This is a genomic window from Corynebacterium sp. KPL3927, assembly GCF_040225835.1.
Classification (GTDB): Bacteria; Actinomycetota; Actinomycetes; order Mycobacteriales; family Mycobacteriaceae; genus Corynebacterium.
In genome coordinates this window covers 87410-113303 of record NZ_JBEHGD010000006.1, presented here as the reverse complement: position 1 = coordinate 113303, position 25894 = coordinate 87410, and the positions used below count along the sequence as shown (strand labels likewise).

General features: G+C 58.6%; 24 protein-coding genes. 7 read left to right on the top strand and 17 right to left on the bottom strand.

What is annotated here, in order from left to right; all coding sequences use genetic code 11:
- Window positions 1-15 precede the first annotated feature (15 nt).
- Genes ABRP86_RS05050 through ABRP86_RS05035 form a run of 4 tightly spaced genes read right to left on the bottom strand, consistent with a single transcriptional unit; the run spans window position 16 to window position 3667 of the window.
- Entirely contained in the window at window positions 16-753 is a 738-nt protein-coding gene (locus ABRP86_RS05050) for an ABC transporter permease (RefSeq protein WP_023022852.1), read from the bottom strand.
- A gap of 28 nt (window positions 754-781) precedes the next feature.
- On the bottom strand, window positions 782-1681 hold the full coding sequence (locus ABRP86_RS05045) for an ABC transporter ATP-binding protein (protein ID WP_349862837.1): 900 nt from the start codon (window positions 1679-1681) through the stop codon (window positions 782-784).
- 59 nt (window positions 1682-1740) lie between these two features.
- Window positions 1741-2493: a response regulator gene (locus tag ABRP86_RS05040; protein ID WP_349862835.1), complete on the bottom strand. Its 753-nt coding sequence runs from the start codon at window positions 2491-2493 to the stop codon at window positions 1741-1743.
- The gene (locus ABRP86_RS05035; RefSeq protein ID WP_284630972.1) at window positions 2486-3667 is read right to left on the bottom strand and encodes a sensor histidine kinase; all 1182 of its coding nucleotides are present in this window, start codon (window positions 3665-3667) and stop codon (window positions 2486-2488) included. The genes ABRP86_RS05040 and ABRP86_RS05035 overlap by 8 nt, the downstream gene beginning before the upstream one ends.
- A gap of 66 nt (window positions 3668-3733) precedes the next feature.
- Here ABRP86_RS05035 and ABRP86_RS05030 point away from each other — a divergent pair, with 66 nt between their 5' ends.
- Both ABRP86_RS05030 and ABRP86_RS05025 read left to right on the top strand, forming a co-directional pair.
- On the top strand, window positions 3734-4558 hold the full coding sequence (locus ABRP86_RS05030) for a PhzF family phenazine biosynthesis protein (protein ID WP_349862833.1): 825 nt from the start codon (window positions 3734-3736) through the stop codon (window positions 4556-4558).
- 1 nt (window position 4559) lies between these two features.
- Window positions 4560-5915 (top strand): protein adenylyltransferase SelO, encoded by a 1356-nt coding sequence (locus ABRP86_RS05025; RefSeq protein WP_349862831.1) that lies wholly within the window; start codon window positions 4560-4562, stop codon window positions 5913-5915.
- A gap of 107 nt (window positions 5916-6022) precedes the next feature.
- On the opposite strand, the gene mqo is transcribed toward ABRP86_RS05025, so the two are convergent.
- Window positions 6023-7519, bottom strand: a complete 1497-nt coding sequence (gene mqo, locus ABRP86_RS05020; RefSeq protein WP_349862829.1) for a malate dehydrogenase (quinone) — start codon at window positions 7517-7519, stop codon at window positions 6023-6025.
- 285 nt (window positions 7520-7804) lie between these two features.
- On the opposite strand from mqo, the gene ABRP86_RS05015 reads away from it, so the two are divergent.
- Together ABRP86_RS05015 and mtr are read left to right on the top strand one after the other, a co-directional pair.
- Window positions 7805-8842, top strand: a complete 1038-nt coding sequence (locus ABRP86_RS05015; RefSeq protein WP_349862828.1) for an alpha/beta hydrolase — start codon at window positions 7805-7807, stop codon at window positions 8840-8842.
- 35 nt (window positions 8843-8877) lie between these two features.
- Window positions 8878-10278, top strand: coding sequence for a mycothione reductase (mtr, locus tag ABRP86_RS05010; RefSeq protein ID WP_349862826.1), 1401 nt, complete (start codon window positions 8878-8880; stop codon window positions 10276-10278).
- Between the two features lie 119 nt (window positions 10279-10397).
- On the opposite strand, the gene map is transcribed toward mtr, so the two are convergent.
- The 5 genes from map to dxr form a co-directional block, all read right to left on the bottom strand.
- Window positions 10398-11267 carry a type I methionyl aminopeptidase gene (map, locus tag ABRP86_RS05005; protein ID WP_023022871.1) on the bottom strand — a complete coding sequence of 290 codons (870 nt, stop codon included), beginning with the start codon at window positions 11265-11267 and terminating at the stop codon, window positions 10398-10400.
- Window positions 11268-11332: 65 nt separating this feature from the next.
- Complete coding sequence (locus ABRP86_RS05000; protein WP_349862824.1) at window positions 11333-13183, bottom strand: penicillin-binding transpeptidase domain-containing protein; 1851 nt, start codon at window positions 13181-13183, stop codon at window positions 11333-11335.
- Window positions 13184-13278: 95 nt separating this feature from the next.
- Window positions 13279-14442, bottom strand: a complete 1164-nt coding sequence (gene ispG / locus ABRP86_RS04995) for a flavodoxin-dependent (E)-4-hydroxy-3-methylbut-2-enyl-diphosphate synthase (protein ID WP_023022875.1) — start codon at window positions 14440-14442, stop codon at window positions 13279-13281.
- Window positions 14443-14619: 177 nt separating this feature from the next.
- A complete protein-coding gene (locus ABRP86_RS04990) occupies window positions 14620-15828 on the bottom strand; it encodes a M50 family metallopeptidase (protein WP_349862822.1) in 1209 nt (402 codons plus the stop codon).
- A gap of 13 nt (window positions 15829-15841) precedes the next feature.
- Complete coding sequence (dxr, locus tag ABRP86_RS04985) at window positions 15842-17002, bottom strand: 1-deoxy-D-xylulose-5-phosphate reductoisomerase (RefSeq protein ID WP_349862820.1); 1161 nt, start codon at window positions 17000-17002, stop codon at window positions 15842-15844.
- A gap of 140 nt (window positions 17003-17142) precedes the next feature.
- On the opposite strand from dxr, the gene ABRP86_RS04980 reads away from it, so the two are divergent.
- The gene (locus ABRP86_RS04980) at window positions 17143-17631 is read left to right on the top strand and encodes a DUF2631 domain-containing protein (protein WP_349862818.1); all 489 of its coding nucleotides are present in this window, start codon (window positions 17143-17145) and stop codon (window positions 17629-17631) included.
- A 178-nt stretch (window positions 17632-17809) separates the two neighbouring features.
- Here ABRP86_RS04980 and rlmN read toward each other — a convergent pair whose 3' ends face one another.
- The gene (gene rlmN / locus ABRP86_RS04975; RefSeq protein ID WP_349862817.1) at window positions 17810-18934 is read right to left on the bottom strand and encodes a dual-specificity RNA methyltransferase RlmN; all 1125 of its coding nucleotides are present in this window, start codon (window positions 18932-18934) and stop codon (window positions 17810-17812) included.
- Window positions 18935-19026: 92 nt separating this feature from the next.
- Here rlmN and ABRP86_RS04970 point away from each other — a divergent pair, with 92 nt between their 5' ends.
- Window positions 19027-19428, top strand: coding sequence for a LapA family protein (locus ABRP86_RS04970; RefSeq protein WP_349862815.1), 402 nt, complete (start codon window positions 19027-19029; stop codon window positions 19426-19428).
- A 113-nt stretch (window positions 19429-19541) separates the two neighbouring features.
- Here ABRP86_RS04970 and ABRP86_RS04965 read toward each other — a convergent pair whose 3' ends face one another.
- The 5 genes from ABRP86_RS04965 to rpsB all read right to left on the bottom strand — a co-directional run bounded on the left by ABRP86_RS04965 (window position 19542) and on the right by rpsB (window position 24040).
- Entirely contained in the window at window positions 19542-20420 is an 879-nt protein-coding gene (locus tag ABRP86_RS04965) for a phosphatidate cytidylyltransferase (RefSeq protein ID WP_023022886.1), read from the bottom strand.
- Window positions 20421-20544: 124 nt separating this feature from the next.
- On the bottom strand, window positions 20545-21102 hold the full coding sequence (gene frr, locus ABRP86_RS04960) for a ribosome recycling factor (protein ID WP_023022888.1): 558 nt from the start codon (window positions 21100-21102) through the stop codon (window positions 20545-20547).
- 70 nt (window positions 21103-21172) lie between these two features.
- Complete coding sequence (gene pyrH / locus ABRP86_RS04955) at window positions 21173-21859, bottom strand: UMP kinase (protein WP_051138368.1); 687 nt, start codon at window positions 21857-21859, stop codon at window positions 21173-21175.
- A 229-nt stretch (window positions 21860-22088) separates the two neighbouring features.
- Window positions 22089-22901 (bottom strand): translation elongation factor Ts, encoded by an 813-nt coding sequence (gene tsf / locus ABRP86_RS04950; protein WP_284769594.1) that lies wholly within the window; start codon window positions 22899-22901, stop codon window positions 22089-22091.
- Window positions 22902-23206: 305 nt separating this feature from the next.
- On the bottom strand, window positions 23207-24040 hold the full coding sequence (gene rpsB, locus ABRP86_RS04945; RefSeq protein WP_005278684.1) for a 30S ribosomal protein S2: 834 nt from the start codon (window positions 24038-24040) through the stop codon (window positions 23207-23209).
- Window positions 24041-24431: 391 nt separating this feature from the next.
- Here rpsB and ABRP86_RS04940 point away from each other — a divergent pair, with 391 nt between their 5' ends.
- Complete coding sequence (locus ABRP86_RS04940; protein WP_023022894.1) at window positions 24432-24953, top strand: M23 family metallopeptidase; 522 nt, start codon at window positions 24432-24434, stop codon at window positions 24951-24953.
- A gap of 7 nt (window positions 24954-24960) precedes the next feature.
- Here the strand turns inward: ABRP86_RS04940 and ABRP86_RS04935 are convergent, their stop codons facing one another.
- Window positions 24961-25878, bottom strand: coding sequence for a tyrosine recombinase XerC (locus ABRP86_RS04935; RefSeq protein WP_023022897.1), 918 nt, complete (start codon window positions 25876-25878; stop codon window positions 24961-24963).
- Window positions 25879-25894 lie beyond the last annotated feature (16 nt).

Below are 25894 nucleotides of genomic sequence, written 5' to 3'. Positions count from 1 at the left end.
GTGCCTGCTAGGAGCTTAGACCACGGCGCGACGGCGCTGGACGGCTGCGGCCCCGCCGAGGACAGCTACCACCATGGCCAGGACGATGACACCGGATACCCACTGCGGGGCCATGAGCCCGAAAGTGTCTTGGCCTTGGAAGAAGGTGCGCAGGTTGGCATCGGGCAAAATCTGCAGGATGAATTTGGCCCAGCCCATGTCCATCGAGGTCAGCACGCTTTCGATGACGAAGTATTCGATAATGAGCAGCATCGCCGCAAAAGTACCGCTGCGCAGGATATATGCTAGGCCTGTGGCCAGCAGGGTGTAGACGATGTATTCCACAAAGGTGAAGAGGAATACTGCGTTATCTGGGTAGTGTACGAAGCTGGAGAAGTCATAAGATCCGCCGAGCGCGCTGTTGAGCAGCATTCCAAGGATGCCGGCCAAGGCTGCGGCCGCCACGTTAGCTACGGTGATCACGAGTATTTGGCTCGAGAGCACCTGCAAGCGCCGATTGGTGGATAGGTAGCTCCAGGCTACGGTGCCTTTTTGTAGATCGCCGCCAACCAACGTGGCCGAGGAAAAGATCATGATGACGACGGCAAAGATGGCACCAATGGCCACGTCGGAAGATTGGAGGGCGCTGTCGTCATTGCGGATAGCTCCCATCAGCACGTTGGCGGCCGTCAGCCCAACGGTGATGATTGCGAGGTAGACCCACGTAGAGCGCAGGGAAAATATCTTGCGGGATTCGGAAACGATGGTATTCATGGCTCATCATCTGCCTTTCTTAAGCGAGTTATGCGGAGCGGTAATCCAGGTGGTCTGCGGTAGCGCCGAGGAAGGCGTCTTCCAAGGAGGGGTGCTTGACCTCAAGGCTGCTAATGCGGATGCGGTGGTCAAAGCACAATTGGCCGACCTCGTCGCGGTCTAAGCCGGTAATGCGCAACACTTCCCCATCGAAGGTGGTTTCTGCCTTCGAATCGTGCAGCAAGCGGGCCAGCTCTTCTGGTTGGTCCACCACGACCTCCACGGTGGTAGCACCGGAGGCATTGACGAATTCTTCTACCGTTCCTTCGCCAACGAGCTTGCCCTTGCCGATGACCACCAGGCGGTCCGCCGTCAGCTGCATTTCTGACAGCAGGTGGGAAGAAACCAGCACAGAGCATCCCCCAGCGGCGAATTCGCGGATGCGGTCGCGCATCCAGTGCACGCCCTCAGGGTCAAGGCCGTTAACGGGTTCATCGAGAAGCAAGTGCTTAGGCTGGCCCATCATGGCGCAGGCAAGTCCGAGGCGCTGCTTCATGCCAAGCGAATAACCCCCGATGCGCTTTTTCGCGACCTTCCCGAGCCCAACTCGCTCCAGGGTGTCATCGACGTGGTCCATCGATACGCCCTGCAGTGCCGCCATATAGCCCAAGTGCGCGCGGGCGCTGCGGCCGGGGTGGAACCAGTTGGCATCAAGCAAGGTGCCCACCGTGGAGGCGGGATCGGGTAGTTCGCGGAACGGGGTGCCATCGAATGTGGCGGTGCCGGAGGTGGGATTTTCTAGCCCCACGCACATGCGCATCGTGGTGGACTTGCCGGAGCCATTGGGCCCTAGGAACCCGGTGACTTGGCCATCGGGAACCTCGAAGGAGAGGTTGTCTACTGCTGTAAAGGAACCGTACTTCTTGGAAAGCTGTGTAACTGTGAGCATGGTTTTATCTTGGCGCTTTCCCGGCGCGAAGTAACCATCCTCGAGGCGGATTTAGCGGTTCATCCCTGGGGATGAGAGAGCAGTTCTTCCACGGTGACCACCCCATGGGTATAGGCATACAGCACGGCCTGGACACGGTCGCGGGACTCGGTCTTGGTCAGCACGTGGCGCACGTGGGTCTTAACCGTTGCCATGGAGACAAATTCCTCTTCGGATATTTCGGTATTGGAATACCCCAATGCCATAAGCCTTAAAATATCCATTTCGCGCGGGGTAAGCTCCGCTGAAGGCGGGGTCGTTGCGGGATCAGAGCCGGACTGTGCGTCCGCGGCGGTATGCGAAGCCGGGTGCTCCTCCCCGCTATCCTCGCTGCGGACTTGTTGGAGCACCTGAGCGGTAATGCGCGGTGAGAGCACGGCCTCGCCTGAGTGCACGGTGCGAATGGCTGAGAGCAGCTCCTCGGGTTCGACGTCTTTGAGCAAGAATCCAGAAGCCCCGGCAGAGATTGCACCGTGGACAAAGTTTTGGTCATCAAAGGTGGTCAGCATGATGACCTTGGTATCGGGACATTCCGGGAGAACTTCCTCCGTGGCCGCAATGCCGTTGACCCGCGCCATCTGCACGTCCATGAGGATGATATCGACAGGCTCTTGCCGCGCAAGGCCCAGTACCTCATCGCCATCGGAGGCCTGCCAGACCACGCTCATATCCTCCTGCGAGCCGATCAGCATGGCGAACCCGGCGCGCAGGAGCGGTTGGTCATCGACAAGCGCAATGCGAATGGGCTCAGGTTCCTGTTCCGGATTAGACATGCGGTACCTCCACGGTGATTGCAAACGTTCCATCCTCGGCCTTGGTGGACACACTGCCACCATAGGCCTTTACGCGCTCTTTCATCCCGATGAGCCCGTAGCCGGGACTGTGGTCCTCGTCCGGCTGTGCCATGGGGTTGTGCCCCTCGATAACAAGCGCCGACCTATCGCTGCGAAAGCGCAGGGTTCCCCTATTTTGGCTGGAGTATTTGAGCATATTGGTCAGCATCTCCTGCACGATGCGGTAGATGGTGAATTGATAGAGCTCGTCGCTATCGGCGGGTAGCTTTTCCATGCCGTAGACGGTGATATCGAAGCCGGCGCGCCGGGCCTCCGAAAACAGCCCGGCGATGTCTGAGGTGCCTGGGGCCTTGGTCTCCCCGCGCGAATCCTCTTCGCGCAAGACGGAGAGCAGGCTGCGCATCTGTTTTAAAGACTCGCGCGAGGTGGAGGCGATGGTATCGAGCGCCTCCGTGGCTACCTTGGGGTCTTTGGCGGCGGCGAACCGGGCGCCATCGGCAAGCGCAATGACGCCAGCGAGGTTGTGGGCGACGATGTCATGCATCTCGCGGGCGATGCGGTTGCGCTCGACGGCACCGGCCATCTCCGCGCGCTCGATGAGCAGCTGTTGGCCCTCCCGGCGCTTCCGATTATTGGTGCCGAGCAGGTAGAAAAAGCCCAAGACCGGCCAGCCGAGCAGGACCGTGCCGGCATAGGCAAGCAGCGGGCTCATGGTCGCATCGCCCAGGCCGATGTCGCTACCCGCGAAGAACTTTTCCCCAAATAGGCTTGCGGTCGTTCCGGCCAAGGAGCCGAGGGCAATCCAGGCAAGCCAGATATAGCGCAAGCGCTTGCGCGAGTGCGTGCCGATGAGAAATGCCGTGTAGGCAAAAATCGGGGCGTGAAAGTTTGCCAGGGAGGCCAAGGGCGTGAAAATGCACAGCGTCATGGTGCCGGCGACGAAGAAGATGGACTTTTCTTGCAGCTTGGGATGCAGCCACAGCGCCAGCGGGATGCCGACGGTGTACAAGACCGCGACGATGGCCTGGAAGGGCGAATCGGTGTGTAAAAAGTTCGCGGCATTGGGCAAAAGTACGCCAAAGAACACGGGAATGATGATTCGCCACGGCGGGCCAATCCAGTCGCGCACACGATCCGGCCAAAGCTTAGACATAAGGGCAAGGCTAGCGCAGAAACTAACCAGCCGGCGTCATCCCCCGGGCTGACTAGACTGGCGGGCATGCAGCTCCAGTTCTTTGAAGTCGATGTCTTTGCCACCTCGGCGTTTTCCGGTAACCCGCTCGCCGTCGTGGCCCATGCCGATGGGCTCTCGACGCAGCAGATGCAAGCCATCGCGCACTGGACCAATTTTTCTGAAACTACGTTCTTGCTCGAGCCCACCGATCCCGCGGCGGACTATCGCGTGCGCATTTTTACCCCGCACGAAGAATTTGATTTCGCCGGCCACCCCACCTTGGGTAGCGCCGCCGTCTGGCGGGCGCTCGGCAATGAACCGCAGAAGGAGGGCACCATAGTGCAGGAATGCGGGGTGGGAATGGTCTCCGTGCGCGAAAGCGCAGTAATTTATTCTTTTGCCACACCTCCCCTGCGTGCGAGCGGGCCGCTGAGCAGTGCCGAACTTGCAGAGGCTTGCGCGGGATTGAATATCGCAGAAGCAGATGTCATCGATTCCGCTTGGGTGGATAATGGGCCCGGTTGGCGGCTTATACAGCTGCGCGATGCGGCGGCCGTGCGCGCGGTTCAGCCCGCCGCAACCCGCCCCAAGGTGGGCGTGGTGGGCACGTGTAATAGCGGCGCGGGTACTGATTCCGCTGCTTATGAAGTGCGCGCGTTTACCGCAGAATTCGAGGATCCGGTCACCGGTTCCTTCAACGGCGGTGCCGCACAATTCATGCGCTCGCGCGGGTTGGTCCCTACCCGCTACACCGCCCGCCAGGGCAGCCAGCTGGGAAGAGACGGTGAGGTCTTTATCCACGATGACGGCGCCGATATCTGGGTTGGCGGCCGCATCCACATCCGCGTGCAAGGACAATTGGAGGCCTAAGATGCACCTACACCACGACTATGCCGAACACCTGCCGGAACTAGTGGCGACCACACACGGCGAAGAACAACCGGATCCTAAACTCGTAATCCTCAATGAGGAGCTGGCAGTACAGCTGGGGCTGGATACGGACTGGCTGCGCTCTGCAGCCGGCCTGAACTTCCTCTTGGGCGGCGACGGCGGGCATGCCATGGCCTATTCCGGCTTCCAATTCGGTTCCTTCAATCCGCAGATGGGCGATGGACGGGCCATGCTGCTGGGCGAGGTAGAAATGGACGGGACGCTGTGGGATCTCCACGCCAAGGGCACGGGGCTTACCCCCTATTCCCGGCTGGGTGCCGATGGTCGTGGCACCCTTTCATCCATGCTGCGCGAGTACTTGGTTTCTGAAGCCATGCACGCCCTCGGTGTACCCACTACGCGCTCGCTTGCTGTGATTTCTACCGGCCGGCCCATCCAGCGCGGACACGTGCAGCCGGCAGGCGTTCTGGTCCGCGTGGCGGCAAGCCATATCCGGGTCGGAACTTTTCACTATGCCGCGCAGTCTGGCCACCTGCAAGATCTCGCGGACTATGCCATCGCGCGCCACTACCCTGGGGCAGATTACCGGGAGTTCTTCCAGGGCGTCATGGACCGCCAGATTGCCACCGTGTCCTCGTGGATGCGCTTGGGCTTTATCCATGGAGTGATGAATACGGATAACACCACCATCTCCGGCGAAACCATTGATTACGGCCCGTGTGCCTTTATGGAGGCCTACTCGCCCGATACGGTCTTTTCCAGCATTGACCAGCAGGGACGCTATGCCTTTGGCAATCAGCCCGCAATCCTGGGCTGGAATCTCGCCCGGCTCGCGGAATCGCTCGTGCCGCTATTCGATACCGATATCAATGCCGGGGTTAACTTCGCGCAAGAGACCATCAACGGCTTCCAGGAGAAATTCGCCACCCAGCGCCGCAGCGACATGGCTACCGCTCTTGATACCTCTACCGAGGTAGCCTCGGCCTACCTTGCCGCCATACAGCTATCCCGGCCGGATATCACGCTGGCGCACCGAGCGCTTGCCGATGCCGCCCGCGGCCACACCCTTCCTGCCCAAGAGCTCTTCACAGGTACGGACTTCCTGGATAGCTACCTGGCTACTCACCCCTCCCCGGATGCCGTGGATGCTGCCGTGCCCCGGGTCATTCCTCGGAATATGGCCGTCGAAGCGGCACTGCGCGCCGCCGAGGCCGGCGATATGCAGCCCTTTACTGATCTGCTCCACGCCGTGACCCACCCGTGGCACCCGCATCCGTCTTACGAACAGCCCGATCCGAATGGGCTCGCAGGTTTTCTAACCTACTGCGGAACCTAAAGTGCGGGCATCCCCGAAATTCGGGGGGTTGAGCAGCACAAAGCCCTCCGCGCAGTAGGTTCTGCGTGGAGGGCACGGGCGGGGAATTAGCCCAAGCCGAAGGCGGTTTAGCGCTCCAGCTTCAGCGTCTTCTGAGTGTATTCCCACATCTCGTTGTAGAAGTCCTCATCATTGGCCAGCTTCATGCCGTAGGACGGGACCATCTCGCGAATCTTATCGCTCCAGTCGATCATGCGCTCGCCAAAGCAACGCTCGAGCAGCTCAAGCATGACAGCTGGGGCAATGGAAGCACCAGGAGAAGCGCCGAGCAGGCCGGCAATATTGCCCTCCTGGTTATTAACCAATGCAGTACCGAACTCGAGGGAACCGAAGCGCGGGGCGCCTGCAGGCTTAATGACCTGTACGCGCTGACCGGCAATCACGGTCTCCCAGTCGCTTTCCTTCGCATTCGGAACGTATTCACGCAGGGAATCGACTCGGGCGGAGAAGTCCTTGCGCACCTCATCAATGAGGTACTTGGTCAAGCCGAACTCCTGCACCGCAACACCCAGGTAAGAGGTGATGTTATCCGGGCGAATTGACTTGAAGAGGTCCAAGTAGGAGCCCTTCTTCAAGAACTTCGGGCTCCAACCGCCGTACGGGCCAAACAGCAGACCCTTCTCGCCATCGATAACGCGGGTATCCAGGTGCGGCACGGACATCGGAGGAGCACCCACCGCAGCCTTACCGTAGACCTTGGCCTGGTGCTGCTCAATGAGCTCCGGATTCTTGGCACGCAGCCACAGACCGGAAATGGGGAATCCGGCGTAGCCTGCTACTTCTTTCACCTTTGCCTTGCGCAGCAAGTCCAGGGCATAGCCACCGGCGCCGACGAAGACGAACTTCGCCTTCACCACGGTGATATCGCCGGTGTGCTTATTCTTGGAATAGACCTTCCAGTCATTTCCATCGCGGTCGATATCGAAGACCTCGTGGCCGTAACGGATCTCCGTGCCAGATGCACGCGCAGCGGTCAGGAATTGCTTGGCCAAGGCACCGAAGTTCACATCGGTTCCGACTTCGGTCCAAGAGATAGCGACCTTATTGGAAAAGTCGCGGCCCTCTGCCATGAGCGGCAGCTTCTCCGCAAACGTGGATTCGTCATCAGAGAACTGCATGCCGGGGAACATGTGCTTTTCACTCAGCACCTCGTAGCGGCGCTTCAGGTAGTCCGCCTGGATTTCACCTTGAGCGAAGGACACGTGTGGGACTGGGTTGATGAACTCGCTGGGCTCAGTCAGGATGCCGTTGTTGAGCTGGTGGGACCAGAACTGGCGCGACTTCTGGAACTTCTCGTTGGTGGCAATGGCTTTAGAGATATCAATGCGGCCGTTCTTCTCTGGCGTGTAGTTGAGCTCGCACAGAGCGGAGTGACCGGTACCGGCGTTATTCCACGGAGAGGACGATTCCAGGGCGGGGCCATCAAGGCGCTCAAAGATCATCTGGGTCCAGCTCGGCTCCAGCTCGCGGAGCATGGCGCCCAAGGTGGCGCTCATGATGCCGGCACCGACCAGTGCGACATCAACCTCATCTACAACTTGTGCTGTCTTCTTTGCTGAGGACACTGTGTTATAACCTCTTCGAATTGAAAATTTATATGCATCGGCGCATTCTGCACCATATATTTTAAGCGCTTTGCGCCCCACACCGCGACTGTTTTGCACAGCCAACCTGCCGATGTGTCACGCATTAACGCCTTACCTTACGCTTTTCTCCACTCGATTGGTTTTTCTCCCCCACCTTGGCCACCACAATAGAGGGAGGTCTGTTACACACTTCACATTGTAGGGAAATAATGGCAGGTCATGCAGCTACCGTAGCGAACCTTTAGAGTTGACTAGACTCGTGTCATGGCTACAGCAACTCCGTCATGGGGGCCCGATATCCTCGGCCCCGATTTTCAATCAGCCACCCTCGACCTTGGCCCCGATCCCGATGGCGAGGGGGACGTTGTCACCACCCTGGTCCGCTATGTGCCGGGCTCGAGCGAAGGCTCCACGCCAGCGGGATCTGCCGAATCTTCATCGCCTTCCCGCCCGGCCTTGGTGTGGCTGCACGGGATGACTGACTACTTCTTTCAGACGCACGTCGCAGAGCATTTTGCGGCACAAGGCTATGACTTTTACGCGGTCGATCTGCGCAAATGCGGCCGTTCGCGCCGCCCAGGCCAGTCCTGGCACTACGTGTCGGATTTGTCCTTATATTACGCGGATCTTTCCGCGGCCCTCGATGCCATTGCAAACGACAACGTAATCGTTATCGCCCACTCCACTGGTGGCCTGATTGCGCCGCTGTGGATGGATTTTTTGCGCCGCCATGATGCGGAGCGGTTCTCCCGTCTTAAGGGGCTGATTCTCAATAGCCCTTGGCTCGACATGATGGGCGTTCCCGGTTGGGCGGTCTCCGCGCTGAAGCCTGTCATATATTCCGCCGCCAAAATCGCACCCAAGACCGCCTTACCTGGGGGCAACCTCACTGCCTATGGCGAATCGGTGCACAGGGACTTCTACGGCGAGTGGGACTATGACCTCAGACTAAAACCTCTAGCTGGCCATAAGAAATATATCGGCTGGCTAGCCGCCGTATTCCACGGTTTCGATGCCATACACAGCGGGCGTATTAACACCGGAGTCCCCGTATTGACGCTGCAATCTACCCGCTCCCTATTGGGAACTCCGTACTGCGATGCGGTTAATCACGCCGATTGCATCATCGATGTCGCCCAGACCCGGCGGTGGGCGAAAGAGCTCAATGCCCACTACACGCTGCATTCCATCGAAGGCGCGCGCCACGATGTCTTTTTGTCCCTCCCCCAACCCTTAGAAGAGGCCTTCGCAGCGTGCGATGCCTGGCTTCCCACCATCGTGGATGCCCCTACACCAGCATAAATTCCCGGATTGGACACATGGATTAAGGTACAGATATGACCATAATTGATACAGCAAATACTCCTGCCGCAGAGGAACACTACGACCTCATCATCATCGGCACCGGTTCCGGCAATTCCATTGCTAACCGCGACTTTCATGATAAGAAAATTGCCATCATCGAAAAGGGCCGTTTCGGTGGCACATGCCTGAACGTCGGCTGCATCCCCACCAAGATGTACGTCTACGCTGCCGATGTCGCCCTCGCCGCCCGCGAAGGCGAGCGTCTTGGCATCGATGCCCAGGTTAACAACGTGGAGTGGAGCTCCATTGTGGAGCGCGTCTTCCACAACCGCATCGACCAGATCGCCCAAAGCGGCGAGGACTACCGCCGCGGCGATAAGACCCCGAATATTACCGTCTACGACGAGCACGCTCGCTTCGTTGGCCCTAAGACCATCCAGACCGGCGATCACGTCGTCAGCGCCGATCAGATCGTCGTCGCTACTGGCTCCCGCCCGGTAATCCCTGAGGTCTACGCCAATTCCGGTGTGAAGTACTACACCAACGAAGACATCATGCGGATGGACCGCCAACCAGAAAGCCTGATCATCGTGGGCGGCGGCTATATCGCCATGGAGTTTGCCCACGTCTTCGATGGCCTCGGCACCAAGGTTACCGTGGTCAACCGCAGCGAAACCCTGCTGCGCCACCTCGATTCCGATCTCTCCTCGCGCTTCAACGAGCTTGCCCGCGAGCGCTTTGATGTACGGATTGCTAATGGCACCAAGCTGGAAGAAACCAACAAGGGCGTGAAGCTCGAGCTCGACAATGGCGAGACCCTCGAGGCAGACGCAATCCTGGTTGCCACCGGCCGCAAGCCGAATGGCGATCTCATGGATGTGGACAAGGCCGGCATCAAGCTGCTAGACAATGGCCGCATTTCCACCGATGCTCATGGCCTCACGGATGCAGAAGGCGTCTGGGCGCTTGGCGATGTCTCTTCGCCCTACATGCTCAAGCACGTCGCCAACGCCGAAGCCCGCACCATCCAGCACAACCTGCTCCACCCAGAGGATCTGCAGGAGCTTCCGCACGACAATGTTCCCGCCGCTATCTTCACCCACCCGCAGATCGCCACGGTGGGCTTGAAGGAAGAAGAAGCCCGGGAGCAGGGCTTCGATGTCACCGTGAAGATTCAAAACTTCGGCGACGTGGCCTACGGCTGGGCCATGGAAGATACCACGGGTATTTGCAAGCTGATTGCGGATCGCAAGACGGGCCAGCTCCTCGGCGCCCACTTGATGGGCCCGCAGTCTTCCACCCTGATCCAGCAGCTGATTACCGTGCTGACCTATAAGATCGACCTGCGCGACTTTGCCCGCAAGCAGTACTGGATCCACCCAGCCCTTCCCGAGGTTGTAGAAAACGCCATCTTGGGCCTCGAATGGGACTAAGGCTTCCTTAGCCCCATAGCTAAAGCCGCCTCCCCGACCACGCGGAGTATTCATTCACGCGAGTGGTTAGGGAGGCGGCTTTCGCCGTGCCTAGAGCCATTTAAGAAAGGCCCTAGCGATTAATCCTCATCTGGGATGGTCAGGATTTCATTGCCATCATCAGTGATGACCAAGGTGTGCTCAAACTGGGCGGTGAACTTACCGTCTCGGTTCTGCACGGTCCAGTCATCGTCCCAAATATCGTAATCCAGCGAACCCAGGTTAATCATCGGCTCTACCGTCAAGGTCATGCCCGGTTCCAAGATATCGCGGTACGTGGTGGAATCGTGGTGCAAGACCACCAGCCCGTTGTGGAAGGTGGGTCCTACGCCGTGACCGGTGAAATCGCGCACCACGTTGTAGCCAAAGCGCTTTGCATAAGACTCGATAACGCGGCCGATAACGTTGATCTCGCGGCCAGGCTTTGCGGCCTTAATGCCGCGCATCGTGGCCTCTTTGGTGCGCTCTACTAAAAGGCGGTGCTCCTCTGATACGTCACCGGCTAAGAAGGTGGCGTTATTATCGCCGTGCACGCCGTTCTTATAAGCGGTGACATCGATATTGACGATGTCACCTTCTTCAATCACGGTGGTATCCGGAATGCCGTGGCAGACGATTTCATTGAGCGATACACAGGTGCCCTTGGTAAAGCCCCGGTATCCCAAGGTGGACGGGTACGCACCGTGGTCACACATATACTCGTGCGCCACGCGGTCGACCTCGTCCGTCGTTACGCCAGGCTTTACGGCCTTGCCGGCTTCCTTCAGCGCGTTGGCCGCGATCTTGCAGGCCTCCCGCATCTTCTCAATCACTTCGGGAGACTGTACAAAAGGCTCACCAATGGCCTCTTGTACCTCATCTTTCCATACGTATTCCGGGCGTTCGATGTCATCTGGCACGGGCCGGATGGGGGTTGGTTTACCTGGCTTCAATTTTCCACGAGTACTCATAATTGCCCATGGTAGTCCTCATACCGCGTAGCGCAGTATCCGGGTACCGCGCCCAAGGCCGCGACTTACTCGACCATGGGGGCTGGGCCATCATTGGGGCGCGAGCGGTAATCATCCAACTTCTGCAGGAAATTATCCGTAATGGCTACCGAAGATTCAGAGCCGCCGCCCAACACGACGAGCGTGGCGAAGGCGATATCGTCTTCTTCCCGGTAGCCCGTAAACCACGCGTGCGAGCCTTCATTGATCTCGGCCTCACCAGTCTTACCGTAGATGGTTCCGCCTGCTTGCATTCCGCGGGCGGTACCGCTGGTAACCACCTGTCGCATCATGCCGCGCACGTTATTCAACACGTCCTCGGAGATCTGCGCCGGCTTGTCCGATGCCTTGGTCTCGCGGCCCTCAATAAGCTTCGGCGTTGGCGTCTTCCCCGCTGCCACAGAGGCAGAAACCATAGCCATGCCGAATGGGCTAGCGAGGTCGTAGCCCTGCCCATAACCTGCCTCGGTACGCTCCAGTACTTCCTTGCCCTCCGGAATCGAGCCGGTCGTGGTGGTCAGCCCGGGGATTTCATAATCCACCCCGAAGCCAAACTTCTTGCCGGTTTCCTTCAACTCACCAGGGGCCAGCTTGGTAGAAATATCGGCGAAGGTGGTATTGCACGATTGAGCGAAGGCCTGGCTTAACGGCACATTGCCAAGCGAAAACGCGTTGTAGTTGGTCACCACGCGGCCATAGATATCCATCGTACCGGGGCACGGAACGATGGTATCCGTGGTCAAGTCTTGCTTGTCCACACCCGCAGCGGCGGTAAGGATCTTGAAAACCGAGCCCGGCGGGTATTGGCCTTGCAGGGCGACATCGCCGTCTTCGTCCGCCTTCTCGGTCTGCGCCACCGCCAGGATATCGCCATTGGAAGGCCGGATTGCCACCAGCATGGCTTGGGCGTCCGAGCGCTGATCCACCGCCTCTTGTGCCGCGCGTTGGACGTCATAATCCAAGCCGACCTTGATCGAGGGGGCGGCCTCGGGCGCATGCTTTTCGACATCGGAAAGCGCCGCACCGTTCTCATTGACGACGGCAATGGACCAGCCGGTCTCGCCGTCGAGCTCGTCATTGACGGCCGAGCGCACGCGCGATAAGAGATCGGGTGCGAGGCCGCGGTCCCGGGTCACCAGCGCGGGTTCTTCATTAATGCGGACGCCGTCCATCCCCTCCATCTTGGCGCGGATGACGGACTCCTGCTCTTCTGTATAAAGGCCCACCGAATAGGCAGAATCTGCCTTTTCCAGCTTTTCGGCGAGCTCTTTGGCGTCCACCTCCGCGATCGAGTCGTCCGCGCGGTGCGCCGCAGCAAGGGCGCTGCTGACCTTGGAGGCAGTGGGGCGGACATCGGAAAGCGAGCTCGTATCCACGATGACGCGGTAATTCAACCCGGGGCTCATCAGCTCCACCCCGTTGGAGGAGACGACGCTGGCGCGCGTGGCTTCCAAGGCGCGCAGCTCCAAGTGCTGGTGCGCGCCCAAGTCCGGGTGAATAATGCTGGGCTTCCACCGCACCGTCCACTCATCTTCGGCCTTGGTCAAGGTCATCTGCGTGGTATAGCTCAGGCTGCGGTCCTTGGGCAGATCCCACGTGACCTTATAATCCGCCGTGGCCACGGTTTCGTCCTGCTTTACCCCCTCGAGTTCAATATCGAGGCCCTCTGCCTGCAAGCCCGAATAAGTATCATCGAGGGCCTGCGTGGCGTCATCGGGGGAATCCGTAAGCTCCTCCAAGCCCTCGTTATTTCGGCTCTCCATGCCTTCAATGAACTCTTCTGCCACCGGCTGTGCAGATACGGGCTTAGGGGTACAAGCAACCACACCAGTTGCAGCAAGCGAGACTGTAGCAACCAGTGCGAATAACTTCTTCATGCTTTGGCACATTAGCAGCGCATGCAGCAAAAAAGACTGCCCCACACCGAGGTGCGGGGCAGTCTATTAAAAATTAGCGCGTTGAAGAATGCGGCTTACTGCGTCACGCGGACATCGGCCTTAGCGCCGTCCACGGCTTCGAGACCTTGCTCATCTGCAATGCGCATTGCCTCTTCAATGAGGGTTTCCACGATCTTGTCTTCCGGCACGGTGCGCACCACTTCGCCCTTGACGAAGATCTGGCCCTTGCCGTTGCCGGACGCCACGCCCAAGTCGGCGTCACGGGCCTCGCCCGGGCCGTTGACGACGCAACCCATGACGGCAACGCGGATGGGAAATTCCATTCCCTCGAGGCCGGCGGTAACTTCTTCCGCCAGCTTGTACACGTCCACCTGCGCGCGGCCGCACGACGGGCAGGACACGATTTCCAGCTTGCGCGGCCGCAAGTTGAAGGACTGGAGAATCTGGTCTCCCACCTTGACCTCTTCTTCCGGCGGGGCGGACAGCGAGACGCGAATCGTATCGCCGATGCCTTCTGCCAAAAGGGCGCCGAAAGCGACGGAGGACTTAATGGTGCCCATGAACTTCGGGCCCGCTTCCGTCACACCCAAGTGCAGTGGGTAATCGGTCTGCGCAGCCAGCTGGCGGTAGGCCTCCACCATCAGGACTGGGTCAGAGTGCTTAACGGAGATGGCGATATCGCCAAAGCCGTGCTCCTCGAACAGGCCCGCCTCCCAGATAGCGGACTCCACGAGCGCCTCTGGGGTGGCTTTGCCGTACTTTTCCAACAGGCGCTTATCCAGCGAACCGCCATTGACGCCGATGCGGATGGGGATTCCCGCATCGCCAGCGGCCTTTGCCACTTCCTTAACGCGGCCATCAAATTCACGGATGTTGCCGGGGTTGACGCGAATTGCCGCGCAGCCAGCATCGATAGCCTGGAAGATGTACTTGGGCTGGAAGTGGATATCCGCGATGACCGGGATCGGGGATTTCTTGGCGATGGCCGGCAGCGCCTCCGCATCCACCGGCTTTGGGCAGGCCACGCGCACGATATCGCAGCCAGAGGCAGTAAGCTGTGCGATTTGCTGCAGGGTGCCGTTGATATCATGGGTCTTGGTATTAGTCATCGACTGCACCGAAATTGGGTAGTCAGAACCAACGCCCACTGGGCCTACGTGCAATTGCCGCGTTTTCCGGCGCGGGTGCAATACTGGCGGAGGCCCGTCAGGAATTCCTAGACCGATAGGACTAGACATGAATGCTCCTTATTTCTAGCTCGTGGCTCGTTGCTAAACGTTATTGCACAATAAGTGTTGAACGTCCCCACTCTAGCACTAGATGGTTAAGCGCTAAAGTTCCCGCTCGCGCTGCAAATGTGCACTATACGTTGGGCTCTCCACCCACTCCCCGCGGCGGGCGCGGGAAGGGCAAACCTAGCCAAATAGCCTGATCGGGTTAACCACATCCGCGATGATGATCACGACGCCAAGCCCCATGAGCAGGGCCGCCATGACATAGGTGACGGGCATGAGCCTGGTGTAATCGGCAGGGCCCAGCGGCTGCTTACCCATCAGCTTGCGGATGCCATCGCGGATCTTCTCATACAAGATGACCGCGATATGGCCGCCGTCAAAGGGCGGCAGCGGAATGAGGTTAAACAGGGCGAGGAAGAAGTTCAGCGTCGCCAGCATCATGAAGAACGATGCCCACAGGGAGCGCTCCACGAGTTCGCCGCCAACCCGCGATGCACCGACGACGGACATCGGCCCATTGACATCCCGCTCATGGCCAAAGATGGAGGCCACCACTCCCGGTACCTTAGCGGGGAATTGTTTGATTCCTTCCACCGTGGCCTCGAGCGAATACGTGGTGAAATGCCAGGTTGCAGGCAACGCTTCCGTTGCTGAATACTTCTCGACGATGTCGAGGACCTCATTGCTCAGCCCGATCGAACCGGCATCGACCAATTCGCCCTGTTGATTCAGGCGCTTGACCGTTTCCAGTTCGATGGAGAAATCTTTTTCCTCACCACCGCGCTCTACGGTAAGCGTCACGGTCTCACCAGGGCGCTGCATGACCTCATCGCGCAATTGCGTAAAGGAATCTAGGTGCTCGCCATCGAGCGCGAGAATGATATCGCCCTCCTGGACACCGGCCTTACCAGCGGGCCCGTTCCCGGTGCACGATTCCAGCTCCTGGTTTTCTTTTTGGTCAGCGGTGCAGGTTACCTCCCCTACCCGCGGGCGCACATCGGCATCTGGGTTGGGAAGTCCCGCAGTCATCGCCACAAAATACAAGATGACAAAGCCGAGGATCAGGTTGACGCCGATACCGCCTGCAAGGACGATGATGCGCTGCCACCATGGCTTTTTATACATTGCATAGGGCTTTTCTTCCTCCGTAAGGAATTCATCCTGCGCGGTCATCCCGGCGATATCGCAAAATCCACCCACCGGGAACGCGGCCAGGCCGTATTCGGTATGCCCCTTGCGGAAGGAAAAAACGCGCGGGCCAAAGCCAATGAAATAGCGCCGTACCCGCATGCCAAAGGCGCGGGCAGTAAACATATGCCCCGCCTCATGGAGTGCCACGGTCAGCCCGATGCCAAGGGCAAAAAACACTATGCCCAGCAAATTTGCCATTAAAGAAAGCTTTCTAGTCAGCTAAACGGTCAATGCGCGCATTCGCACGCCTGCGAGCCTCGCCTTCTACAGCGAGGATTTCATCGAGGGTAGAGACTACACCAGCAAACTGGGAAGACTCCCCGAGGATCTCGCCTACAACATCAACAATCTCTGGGAAGTGGATGCGACCGGACAAGAAGGCCGCGGCGGCCTCTTCATTGGCCGCGTTATAAATCACGCCAGTGCCCTGCGCCGCGGCCTCGCGAGCGAGGGATACAGCAGGAAAAGAGACATCATCAAGCGGCTCAAAATTCCACGTATGCGCTTGGGAAAAATCAAGAGCCGGCTGCGCCCCCGGCACACGCTGGGGCCAATTCAGCGCCAGGGAAATGGGCAGCTTCATCGACGGCGGCGAGGCCTGGGCGATGGTGCAGCCGTCCTTAAAAGTGGCCATCGAGTGGATGACCGACTGCGGGTGAACCGTGACATCGATGCGCTCTGGCTCAATATCAAAAAGCAGCGTGGCCTCAATGAGCTCGAGCCCCTTATTAATTAAGGTGGCGGAATTCAGCGTATTCATCTGCCCCATCGACCACGTAGGGTGCTGCGCGGCTTGCTGCGGAGTAACCTCCCACATCTGCTCACGCTTTTGGCCGCGGAAGGGACCACCCGAGGCCGTGAGAACGAGCTTGGCCAGCTCGCCTTCTTCTCCCGCGCGCAGGCATTGCGCCATCGCAGAGTGCTCCGAATCCACGGGGACGATCTGACCTGACCGCGCGGATTTCGTGACCAGCGTGCCGCCGGCAACCAAGGACTCCTTATTCGCTAGCGCGAGGTACTCGCCCATGTCCAGCGTGGCTAAAGTGGCCTTAAGCCCGAGGGAGCCCACTAGGGCATTGAGCACGGTATCGGCGGGAACCGAGCGCACCAGCTCTTCTGCAGCTCCATCACCAGAAAGTACCGTGCCGCCTAAAGCCGCAGAAACCTCCGCAGCCGCCGCAGGCTGGGCAACGGCGATGTGGTCAAACGAAAGGTGGAAGCTACGGGCCTGGTCAATGATCTGCTGCGGGTTAGAGCCGCCCGCGGCAATGCCCACGACCTCGAATTTATCGGGGTTATCCGCAATTACTTCTAATGCTTGCGTGCCAATAGAGCCGGTGGAGCCAAGGATAAGGATTCGCTGAGTAGTCACCCCTCTACCCTAGCGGTCATTTACCGCGCCCTGCCATGAGGTGGAGCCGGTCAGACAGGCGGGGGTGTTTGATCGCCTTTGCAGCCACGATGTTTTAAAATAGGTGTCAGTCAAATGGCATTGGTGTGCCCCCTCGATTAATGGACACACGCGATAGCGAAGGAGAGCAAGTGTCTTCCCACAAGCCGGTACCGCAGGTTTATGACGGTGTTTCTACCGAAGATGTTCCATCCGCAGGCTTCGGTTGGTCCCGCATCAGCCGCTCTGGTGTGCAAATCGCGGGTTGGATCTCCGTGATTTTCATGATTGGTTTCAACTTTGGTAACCACAAGGGCCACGTGGAGACCGTCTGGCTCGTCGCCCTGACCGTCCTTTTGGTTGTGGGCCTGCTCATCTTCACCTTCGAGCCGAAGCTCAACCAGGTGCGCACCATCACCTCTAATAATAAGCCGGCCGACCACCAAGAACGGGACTGGACTTATGACCAGAAGACCGTATCCGGTGCCTACACCGAGTTGACCGACTCCCAGCTGCGCGCGTTGAATATCGAGCCTTCCCGCGTAGCCCACCTGCGTGTTGACTCCGCGTCCGACGCTGCCGAGGTAAGCTCCGGCAAGCACGCGCTGTAATCCTAGCTACGGAAAACCGCCGGGCCGCCTTAATGCGAGGGGCTCGGCGGTTTTGTGGTTTTACCGGGTACGTAGCCGTACTGCGTTTGACTGCACCGCACGTGTAAACGCAGAATACAACGAGAAAACCACCTAAGCACTTATCCAAAAATGCCTAGGTGGCTGTGACAGCGGGCTCTTAGGCCGACATGTCTTCTCGTTCATCGGCGGCAAGTTGGCCACAGGCTGCCGCGATTTCATCGCCCTTAGTATCACGCACAGTGCACGGCACTCCCTGTGCCTGGACGCGGCGCACGAATTCATTAAGCCGCGCCTTGGGAGCTGCATCCCATTCCGAGCCCGGCGTCGGGTTGAGCGGGATCACGTTGACGTGCACCTTGGAGCCGAGCTTCTGGTGCAGCTTGCGGCCCAGCATATCGGCGCGGAAATCCTGGTCATTCTTATCCCGGATAAGGGCGTACTCGATAGACACGCGGCGGGCGGATTTATCGGCGTAGTACCGTGCGGCATCGAGGACCTCATCAACGGACCAGCGGTTATTTACCGGAACCAAGCTATCGCGCAGCTCATCATCCGGCGTGTGCAGCGACACCGCAAGCGTGCAGGCAAGGTCTTCGTCCGCGAGCTTGCGGATGGCAGGTGCCAAACCCACGGTGGATACGGTCACATTGCGCTGCGAGAGCCCAAAGCCCGTTCCATCCTGGCCGGTAATCTGGCGCACCGCCTGGACCACGCGCTTGTAGTTTGCCAGCGGCTCTCCCATGCCCATGAAGACCACATTGGACAAGCGTCCGCCTTCGGCCGCCATTGCTGCGGCTGCGTGGCGGAACTGTTCGACGATTTCGCCTGTAGAAAGGTTGCGGTCTAGTCCGCCCTGCCCGGTAGCACAGAACGGGCAGGCCATTCCGCAGCCAGCCTGGGAAGAAATGCACAAGGTAGCACGGCCGGGGTACCGCATCAGGACGGACTCCAATAGGGTGCCGTCGTGCAAGCGCCACAGGGACTTAGTGGTCTCCCCATCATCAGTAGAAGTCGTACGAATAGGCTTCATGAGCTCAGGGAAGAATGCCTCCTTCACCTCCTCGCGCTTGCCGGCGGGGATATCCGTCATCTCTTCGACGTCGTCAGTAAGATGCTCGTAGTAGTGCTTGGCAATTTGCTTAGCACGGAATTTAGGTAGGCCGATGTCTGCGAGCTTATCGATGCGCTCGCTTTCAGAGAGATCCGCAAAGTGCTTGGGTGGCAGACCGCGCCGCGGCGCGGAGAAGTTAAGTTTTACTGGTTGAGCCATAATGATGCCCATCTTTCCACGGTTTACCGGTACTTTTCCAATTGGGAACGCCTCAATTTATAGCCAAGTGGAATTTTGGAAGGGTTTACAGAAATAATGGATATATGACCAATCCGAAATACCCCGAAGATGACTTTTCCACCTCCGATGATGAGGCCACCGCGGCAGAAGATCATGCTGCTCTGGCCGAATCTGGAAGCAAGGAAGTCTCCACCGGCGCCGGCACCACCGAACCCGCTGCCGCACCACAAAAAGCCCAAGGCTCGTTCGCCGCTAGCACCTGGGCAGCTCTCATCGTAGGCTTCCTCTTGCTGATCGTGTTGATCATCTTCATTCTGCAAAACCAGCAAGAAGTTCCTATGAACTTCCTCGGCTGGTCGGGTCAGTTCCCAGCAGGCATTGCCTACCTGATGTTTACCATTGGCGGCGCTCTCATCATGGCGCTTGTGGGTGTGTGGCGCATGCTCGAATTGCGCCGCCAATTGCGCAAGCAGGCCCAAGGCTAAATAGCCCTACCGCCGCTCTCCTCCCTGCCCCCCGAAATGTTATTTCGGTGACGCAGCGGGAAGCGGCGGTTTTATATTCAGCACCCTCTGACACGCGGTGGCCCCAGCTCGGATTAGACCGCAATGTTTGCCATAAAACTCATGGCCACCCAAGTAACCATGGCAGAGGGAAGCATGCCATCAAGGCGGTCCATAAGGCCGCCGTGTCCAGGGAGAATGTGGGACATGTCTTTAATGCCCAGCTCTCGTTTAAATTGCGATTCCACCAAGTCACCCAGCGAGGCGCAAATAACAAGGCCAAGGCCCATCAAGGCACCTACCCACGCCGAGTGGTGCAAGAGGAAGTGGACGGAAAGCGCCCCAACGATGATGCCGAAGGCGATGGAGCCGCAAAATCCCTCCCAGGATTTCTTCGGGCTCACGGCCGGTGCCATGGGGTGGGAACCAAACATGACGCCGACGACATAGCCGCCCGTATCGGAGGCGACCACGCACAACATAAAGACCATGATGGAAGCGGCGCCGCTGGCCACCGGGGAAGAAATCAGCGACAGCATCGCTGCAAAGGTCGCAAACAGTGGAATCCACGTCAGCACGAAGATACCGACGGACATGTCCCGCAGGTAATTGATGGGTGGGCGATGCCGCCCGTTATGAAAAAGTCTGCCGAACATCAAAATGAGCACGGCGGTGACGTAGACGGCCACGAGGCCGGGCGCGCCGAGCGGCCAAGAAATCCACACCATGGCTTGGCCCAAAATGATTAACAGGGTGCGCGGGATATAGTACGAGTTCTCCCGCAAGCGGGTAAGGACTTCCCACATTGCCCCGCCGACCGCGACGGCTACCACCGCATACCAGGCCAAGGGGCCAGCCCAGACGGCGAGGACGACGAGGGCGCCAAGTCCCACGCCTACTCCAATAGCCGCCGGCAAGTCACGGCCGGGACCATTTTTCGGCTGCGGCAATCGGCGGTTCAAGGCGTCACTCACCGTGACCGGCTCCTTTCACTTGGCGTTGTATGCGCGTCGCGGGGCTTATCTATTTCCTATACAAAAATACTACGTATAGAAAAGCGCCGCCGGCCGATGTGGGCGCGGCGGCAGCGGAAAAGGCCTAGACCTCCATCAATTCGGATTCCTTGTTTTCCACTAGCTTGTCAACCTGATCGACGTAACCAGCGGTAATCTTTTCCATTTCCTTTTCTGCGGCAAGGACCTCATCCTCGCCCTCTTCGCCATCCTTTTGGAGCTTCTTCAGCTGCTCCATGGCCTTGCGGCGGATATTACGGATGGCAATCTTGCCGTCTTCGCCCTTGCTCTTGGCCAGCTTGACCATTTCCTTACGGCGCTCCTCGGTCAACTGCGGAACGGTCACACGCAGTACGTGGCCATCGTTGGTGGGGTTAACGCCCAGGTCCGAGTTGCGGATGGAGTTTTCAATCTCTTGGATCATGGACTGCTCGTATGGCTTGATGAGCAACATGCGCGGTTCTGGAACAGAGATAGTAGCCATCTGAGTAATCGGGGTCGGCGCACCGTAGTACTCCGCGATGAGCCCGTTGAACATCGCCGGGTTCGCGCGTCCGGTACGAATGGTCACCAGCTGCTCGCGGGTGTGCTCGACGGAAGCGGTCATGTGCTCTTCTGCTTCGAGCTGAATGTCATCGATCATGAGGCTGAATCATCCTTCAACGTTGAGGGGTAGCTGTATAAAAGGTAGCAGGTTCTGTGCCGTTTTAGAATTAGGACTGCACCAGCGTGCCGATAACCTGACCGCTGGCCGCGCGGGCGATATTCCCCTCTTCCAAGAGGTTGAAGACCAAGATCGGCATGTCATTGTCCATGCACAGGCTGAAGGCGGTTGCATCGGCGACCTTGAGGCCCTTTTCAATGACCTCGCGCGGAGTGATTTGGGTGTAGAGCTCCGCATCGGGGTTCGTGCGTGGGTCGTCGGAGTACACGCCATCAACGCCCTTGGCCAAGAAGAGGACATCGGCGCCAATTTCTAGTGCGCGCTGCGCGGCCGTAGTATCCGTGGAGAAGTACGGCATGCCCATGCCGGCACCGAAGATAACGACGCGGCCCTTCTCCAGGTGGCGGTCAGCGCGCAGTGGCAGGTACGGCTCGGCGATTTGCGCCATGTTGATAGACGTTTGCACGCGGCAATCAACGCCCTTTTGCTTCAGGAAGTCCTGCAGGGCCAACGAGTTCATGACCGTGCCCAGCATTCCCATGTAGTCAGAGCGGGCGCGGTCCATGCCACGCTGCGAGAGCTCTGCACCGCGGAAGAAGTTGCCGCCGCCAATCACCACAGCGATTTCGATCCCCTGCTCAGCCACTTCGGCGATTTGGCGAGCTACATTGTCGACAACGTCCGGGTCAATTCCGACTTTGCCTCCGCCAAACATTTCGCCGCCGAGTTTCAGCATTACTCGTTTGTATCCGGTTCGCTTTTCGTCTGCAGAAGTCACGCCTTCATCGTCTCCTTTTGCGCGGGCTGATTTTATTTCTTTTCCATCTTACCCACACAGCCGCCGCTTCCCCACACCGCACCACAGGCCAGCAGCCACCCCTTCCCCACTGCCCCTAGACAGCAGAAAAGCCCACTGAGAGGGCGTACCTCCCGTGGGCTTTAAAGGCTAAAAAGCGGGCTTAGACTTAAGCGCCAACCTCGTAACGGACGAAGCCAGTAATGGTGGTGCCGGCCTCTTCTGCGACCTGCTTGACGGTCTTCTTGTTATCGGACAAGGAAGCCTGCTCCAGCAGAACAACGGACTTGTAGAAGCCGTTCAGGCGGCCTTCCACGATCTTTGGAAGCGCAGCCTCAGGCTTGCCCTCCTCGCGAGTGGTGGCCTCAGCGATGGAGCGCTCCTTCTCGACGATCTCTGCAGGAACGTCTTCGCGCTTCAGGTACTCAGCGTTCATTGCTGCAATCTGCAGTGCGGCAGCGTGTGCGCCTTCCTTGTTACCTTCGTAGGAAACCAAGACACCGACTGCAGGAGGCAGGTCAGCGGAGCGCTGGTGCAGGTAGACAGCAACGTTATCGCCATCGACGGTGACTGCACGACGAGCCTGCAGCTTCTCACCGGTCTTTGCGGACTCCTGGTCAACGAACTCGGAGACCTTCTGGCCGTCGATCTCTACGTTGTTGAGTTCCTCCGGGGAATTAGCCTTGGCTGCGGCTGCAGCTTCAACAATCTTGTTGGCGAAGGACTGGAAGCCCTCGTTCTTTGCCACGAAGTCGGTCTCGCAGTTGATCTCAACCATGGTGTTGCCGGATACGGCAACGAGGCCCTCGGTAGCCTCACGGTCAGCGCGCTTGGACACGTTCTTCGCACCCTTGATGCGCAGGAATTCAACGGCCTTGTCGTAGTCGCCGCCGTTTTCTTCTAGGGCCTTCTTGCAATCGAGCATGCCGGAGCCAGTTGCTTCGCGCAGTGCCTTCACGTCTGCAGCAGTGTAGTTCGCCATAGTTAGGGCGATCCTCCTTGAAAATCAATCAGTGTTCGTTGAGACAGCGTAGCCGAAGAAGCGGTCTCGCGCCGTCTTTGGGTGGGGATATCTACCCCATTTTGCCTTCATCAATGCGGTCGTACGGAGGCTAATTTTAGCCGCCTCCAGCATAGATAAAAGTAACCCCTACCGCCGTAGCACACGGTGGTAGGGGTTAGGTAAACAGCCTTGTACAGGAATTATTCCCTAGCTGCCCCACACCAAAATGTGCGTGGGGTATTCAATTAAGTGCAGTTAAGAAAGTATCCTCACAAGAGGCAGGCCTACTGTGCAGGCTTGTCTGCGGGTGCTTCCTCAGCCTTTTCTGCAGAAGCAGGATCGGATGCGGCCGCAGCAGCCTCAGCATCGCGCTGTTCCTTCTCTGCGGAATCGCCGGCAGCTTCCTTAGCAGCTGCAAGCTGGCGCTCCTCGCGAGCCTTCTTGCCCTCTTCGACGGCAGAAGCCACGATGCCGGACAGCAGCTTGGTGGAGCGGATTGCGTCATCGTTGCCCGGGATCGGGAAGTCAACGTCATCCGGGTCGCAGTTGGTGTCCAGAATGGCAACAACCGGGATGTTCAGCTTGTGAGCTTCCTTAACCGCGATGTGCTCCTTGTTGGTGTCAACAATCCACAGTGCGGACGGGGTCTTGGCCATCTCGGAGATGCCGCCCAGAACGCGCTCAAGCTTGGCGCGCTCGCGGTTGAGCATCAGAACTTCCTTCTTGGTGCGGCCCTTGTAGCCGTCCTCGCGCTCATCCATAGCCTGAAGTTCCTTCATGCGCTTCAGACGCTTGGACACGGTCTGGAAGTTGGTGAGCATGCCGCCCAACCAGCGGTGGTTGACATAGGGCATGCCGACGCGGGTTGCTTCTTCAGCAACTGCTTCCTGCGCCTGCTTCTTGGTGCCAACGAAAAGGATGGTGCCACCGTGAGCGACGGTTTCCTTAACGAACTCGTATGCCTCATCGATGTAGGTCAGCGTCTGCTGCAGGTCGATGATGTAAATACCGTTACGGTCGGTGAAGATGAAACGACGCATCTTCGGGTTCCAGCGACGGGTCTGGTGGCCAAAGTGCACACCAGCGTCGAGGAGCTCGCGCATGGTTACAACTGCCATGATTCGCTCGCTTTCTTTTAATTGTCTTTCGGTTTTCCAAATGTGCGGTGTTTTATTCCGCACCCTAGCAACGAAGGCCCTGCTAACACCTTGTTTCCAAGGACCACGTCAGCTGCCGGGCCGCCACACCCTTGATGCAGGATGCGACAACTTCGTCGCGCGTAGTCAATGCCTCCGTGATGATTACCACCCAGCGGACACACTGCTATAGAAGACAATAATCCCAGCCAGCTGGAATTTCCAAACCGAACGAGCACTTTTCCACAAGTTTCTCTGGGCGTTTCACCTCGATTGTCACTCGAGTTTCTTCCGCCCCACCGCTGCTAGTTTATCCACAGCCGGTCCACCCTTCGCCGGGCATTATTGACCGCAGCGCTCCACACTGTGCCCCATGCACCTATTGCCACGACCACGAAACACCGCCGCTTGCCGATGCCCCCTTATCCCCACCCTCGCCACCATCCTCACTGGTGCGCTGGTTCTACTGTGCGCGGCGCCCGCTGCCGCATACGTCGATCCCGCCTCGGGTAAACCGCGCCCGGTGCGAGTGCTGCGCGGGTTTGATAAGCCCGAGCATAAGTGGAGCACGGGCCACCGAGGCGTCGATATGGCCCTAAGAATTGGCAGCCCAGTCGTCGCCGCCGAATCCGGCACCGTGGCTTTTGTCGGCACCGTTGCAGGAACTCCGGTGGTGTCGATTGACCATGCCGATGGCATTCGCACCACGTATCAACCCGTGCACGCGAGCGTTACCCAAGGCCAAGCGGTGCACGAGGGCCAAACCATAGGCAAACTCGGCCACCCAGTAGACGGCACACCAGGGCTGCATTGGGGCGCGCGGATTGCCAAAGACAGCTACATCGACCCCTTAAGCCTGCTGGATATGCCGGTCATCCGGCTCAAGCCTTTATAAGAATCACTCAGGCCCGCGGGTGGGCCTGGGAATAGACCTGCTTTAGCCGCTTTGCGGAAACATGCGTATAAATCTGTGTGGTACTCAAAGACGAGTGACCCAGTAACTCTTGGACCACGCGCAAATCCGCGCCGCCTTCTAAGAGGTGTGTAGCCGCAAGGTGGCGCACCCCGTGAGGTGTTAGGCCGCTTGTGCCGGTAATCGTGGCAGCTTTGTCCACGATGCGCCGCACCTGGCGCTGGTCAATGCGCGCTCCCCTGCTGCCTACAAAGATGGCGCGGGTATCTCCTCGCGCCATTTCTTTGCGCCCGCCGTCTAACCACTGCTGCAGGGCATCGGTTGCGGCAGCGCCGAAGGGCACGACCCTTTGCTTATTTCCCTTACCGGTTACACGTGCGGTGGACCGCTTTAAGTCCACGTCTTCTATATCGAGGCGGACCAATTCCGCCACGCGCATTCCGGTGGCATAGAGCAACTCCAAAATGGCGCTATCGCGCTGAAAATGCGCTTCATCGACAGAAACCGCATTGCCCACAAGCTCTCCCGCCTGCTGCGGTGCCATCACCGTCGGGAGATGCTGGCCCACCTTCGGTGTTACCAATCGTGCCGCAACATCGCGGGTGAGGTAGCCTTCCCTTTCCGCCCAGGTAGAAAAGGCTTTAACTGAGGCAGTCCTGCGCGCCAGCGTTGCGCGCGCCTTTCCTTCTGCGACCGCGTTTCCTAGCCACTGGCGCAGGTTATTGAGGTTAAAATCCGCAAATGTATCGATGTCTTGGGCCAGGTTTTTTAAGTCCGCGCGGTAGCCACGCACCGTGGCCTCCGCACGGCCTTTGACATGGAGTTGGAAGTCCGCAAAGTCCTCGATTGCCTCGTCCATTTGCCTGACCGGGCCATGGGTTACTGCGGTCTTCCGTTTATCACTCATACCCCACGAGTTTACT

Coding starts and splice junctions, on each gene's coding strand:
- ABRP86_RS05015 (WP_349862828.1), top strand. CDS start 7,805: ATGGCTACAGCAACTCCGTCATGGGGGCCCGATATCCTCGGCCCCGAT.
- rpsB (WP_005278684.1), bottom strand. CDS start 24,040: ATGGCAGTTGTAACCATGCGCGAGCTCCTCGACGCTGGTGTGCACTTT.
- ABRP86_RS04970 (WP_349862815.1), top strand. CDS start 19,027: ATGACCAATCCGAAATACCCCGAAGATGACTTTTCCACCTCCGATGAT.
- ABRP86_RS05035 (WP_284630972.1), bottom strand. CDS start 3,667: ATGTCTAAGCTTTGGCCGGATCGTGTGCGCGACTGGATTGGCCCGCCG.
- tsf (WP_284769594.1), bottom strand. CDS start 22,901: ATGGCGAACTACACTGCTGCAGACGTGAAGGCACTGCGCGAAGCAACT.
- ABRP86_RS05040 (WP_349862835.1), bottom strand. CDS start 2,493: ATGTCTAATCCGGAACAGGAACCTGAGCCCATTCGCATTGCGCTTGTC.
- ABRP86_RS05050 (WP_023022852.1), bottom strand. CDS start 753: ATGAATACCATCGTTTCCGAATCCCGCAAGATATTTTCCCTGCGCTCT.
- ABRP86_RS04935 (WP_023022897.1), bottom strand. CDS start 25,878: ATGAGTGATAAACGGAAGACCGCAGTAACCCATGGCCCGGTCAGGCAA.
- rlmN (WP_349862817.1), bottom strand. CDS start 18,934: ATGGGCATCATTATGGCTCAACCAGTAAAACTTAACTTCTCCGCGCCG.
- map (WP_023022871.1), bottom strand. CDS start 11,267: ATGAGTACTCGTGGAAAATTGAAGCCAGGTAAACCAACCCCCATCCGG.
- ABRP86_RS05030 (WP_349862833.1), top strand. CDS start 3,734: ATGCAGCTCCAGTTCTTTGAAGTCGATGTCTTTGCCACCTCGGCGTTT.
- ABRP86_RS05045 (WP_349862837.1), bottom strand. CDS start 1,681: ATGCTCACAGTTACACAGCTTTCCAAGAAGTACGGTTCCTTTACAGCA.
- ABRP86_RS04980 (WP_349862818.1), top strand. CDS start 17,143: ATGGACACACGCGATAGCGAAGGAGAGCAAGTGTCTTCCCACAAGCCG.
- ABRP86_RS05000 (WP_349862824.1), bottom strand. CDS start 13,183: ATGAAGAAGTTATTCGCACTGGTTGCTACAGTCTCGCTTGCTGCAACT.
- pyrH (WP_051138368.1), bottom strand. CDS start 21,859: ATGCTGAAACTCGGCGGCGAAATGTTTGGCGGAGGCAAAGTCGGAATT.
- frr (WP_023022888.1), bottom strand. CDS start 21,102: ATGATCGATGACATTCAGCTCGAAGCAGAAGAGCACATGACCGCTTCC.
- ABRP86_RS04940 (WP_023022894.1), top strand. CDS start 24,432: ATGCACCTATTGCCACGACCACGAAACACCGCCGCTTGCCGATGCCCC.
- ABRP86_RS04990 (WP_349862822.1), bottom strand. CDS start 15,828: ATGGCAAATTTGCTGGGCATAGTGTTTTTTGCCCTTGGCATCGGGCTG.
- ispG (WP_023022875.1), bottom strand. CDS start 14,442: ATGTCTAGTCCTATCGGTCTAGGAATTCCTGACGGGCCTCCGCCAGTA.
- ABRP86_RS05025 (WP_349862831.1), top strand. CDS start 4,560: ATGCACCTACACCACGACTATGCCGAACACCTGCCGGAACTAGTGGCG.
- mtr (WP_349862826.1), top strand. CDS start 8,878: ATGACCATAATTGATACAGCAAATACTCCTGCCGCAGAGGAACACTAC.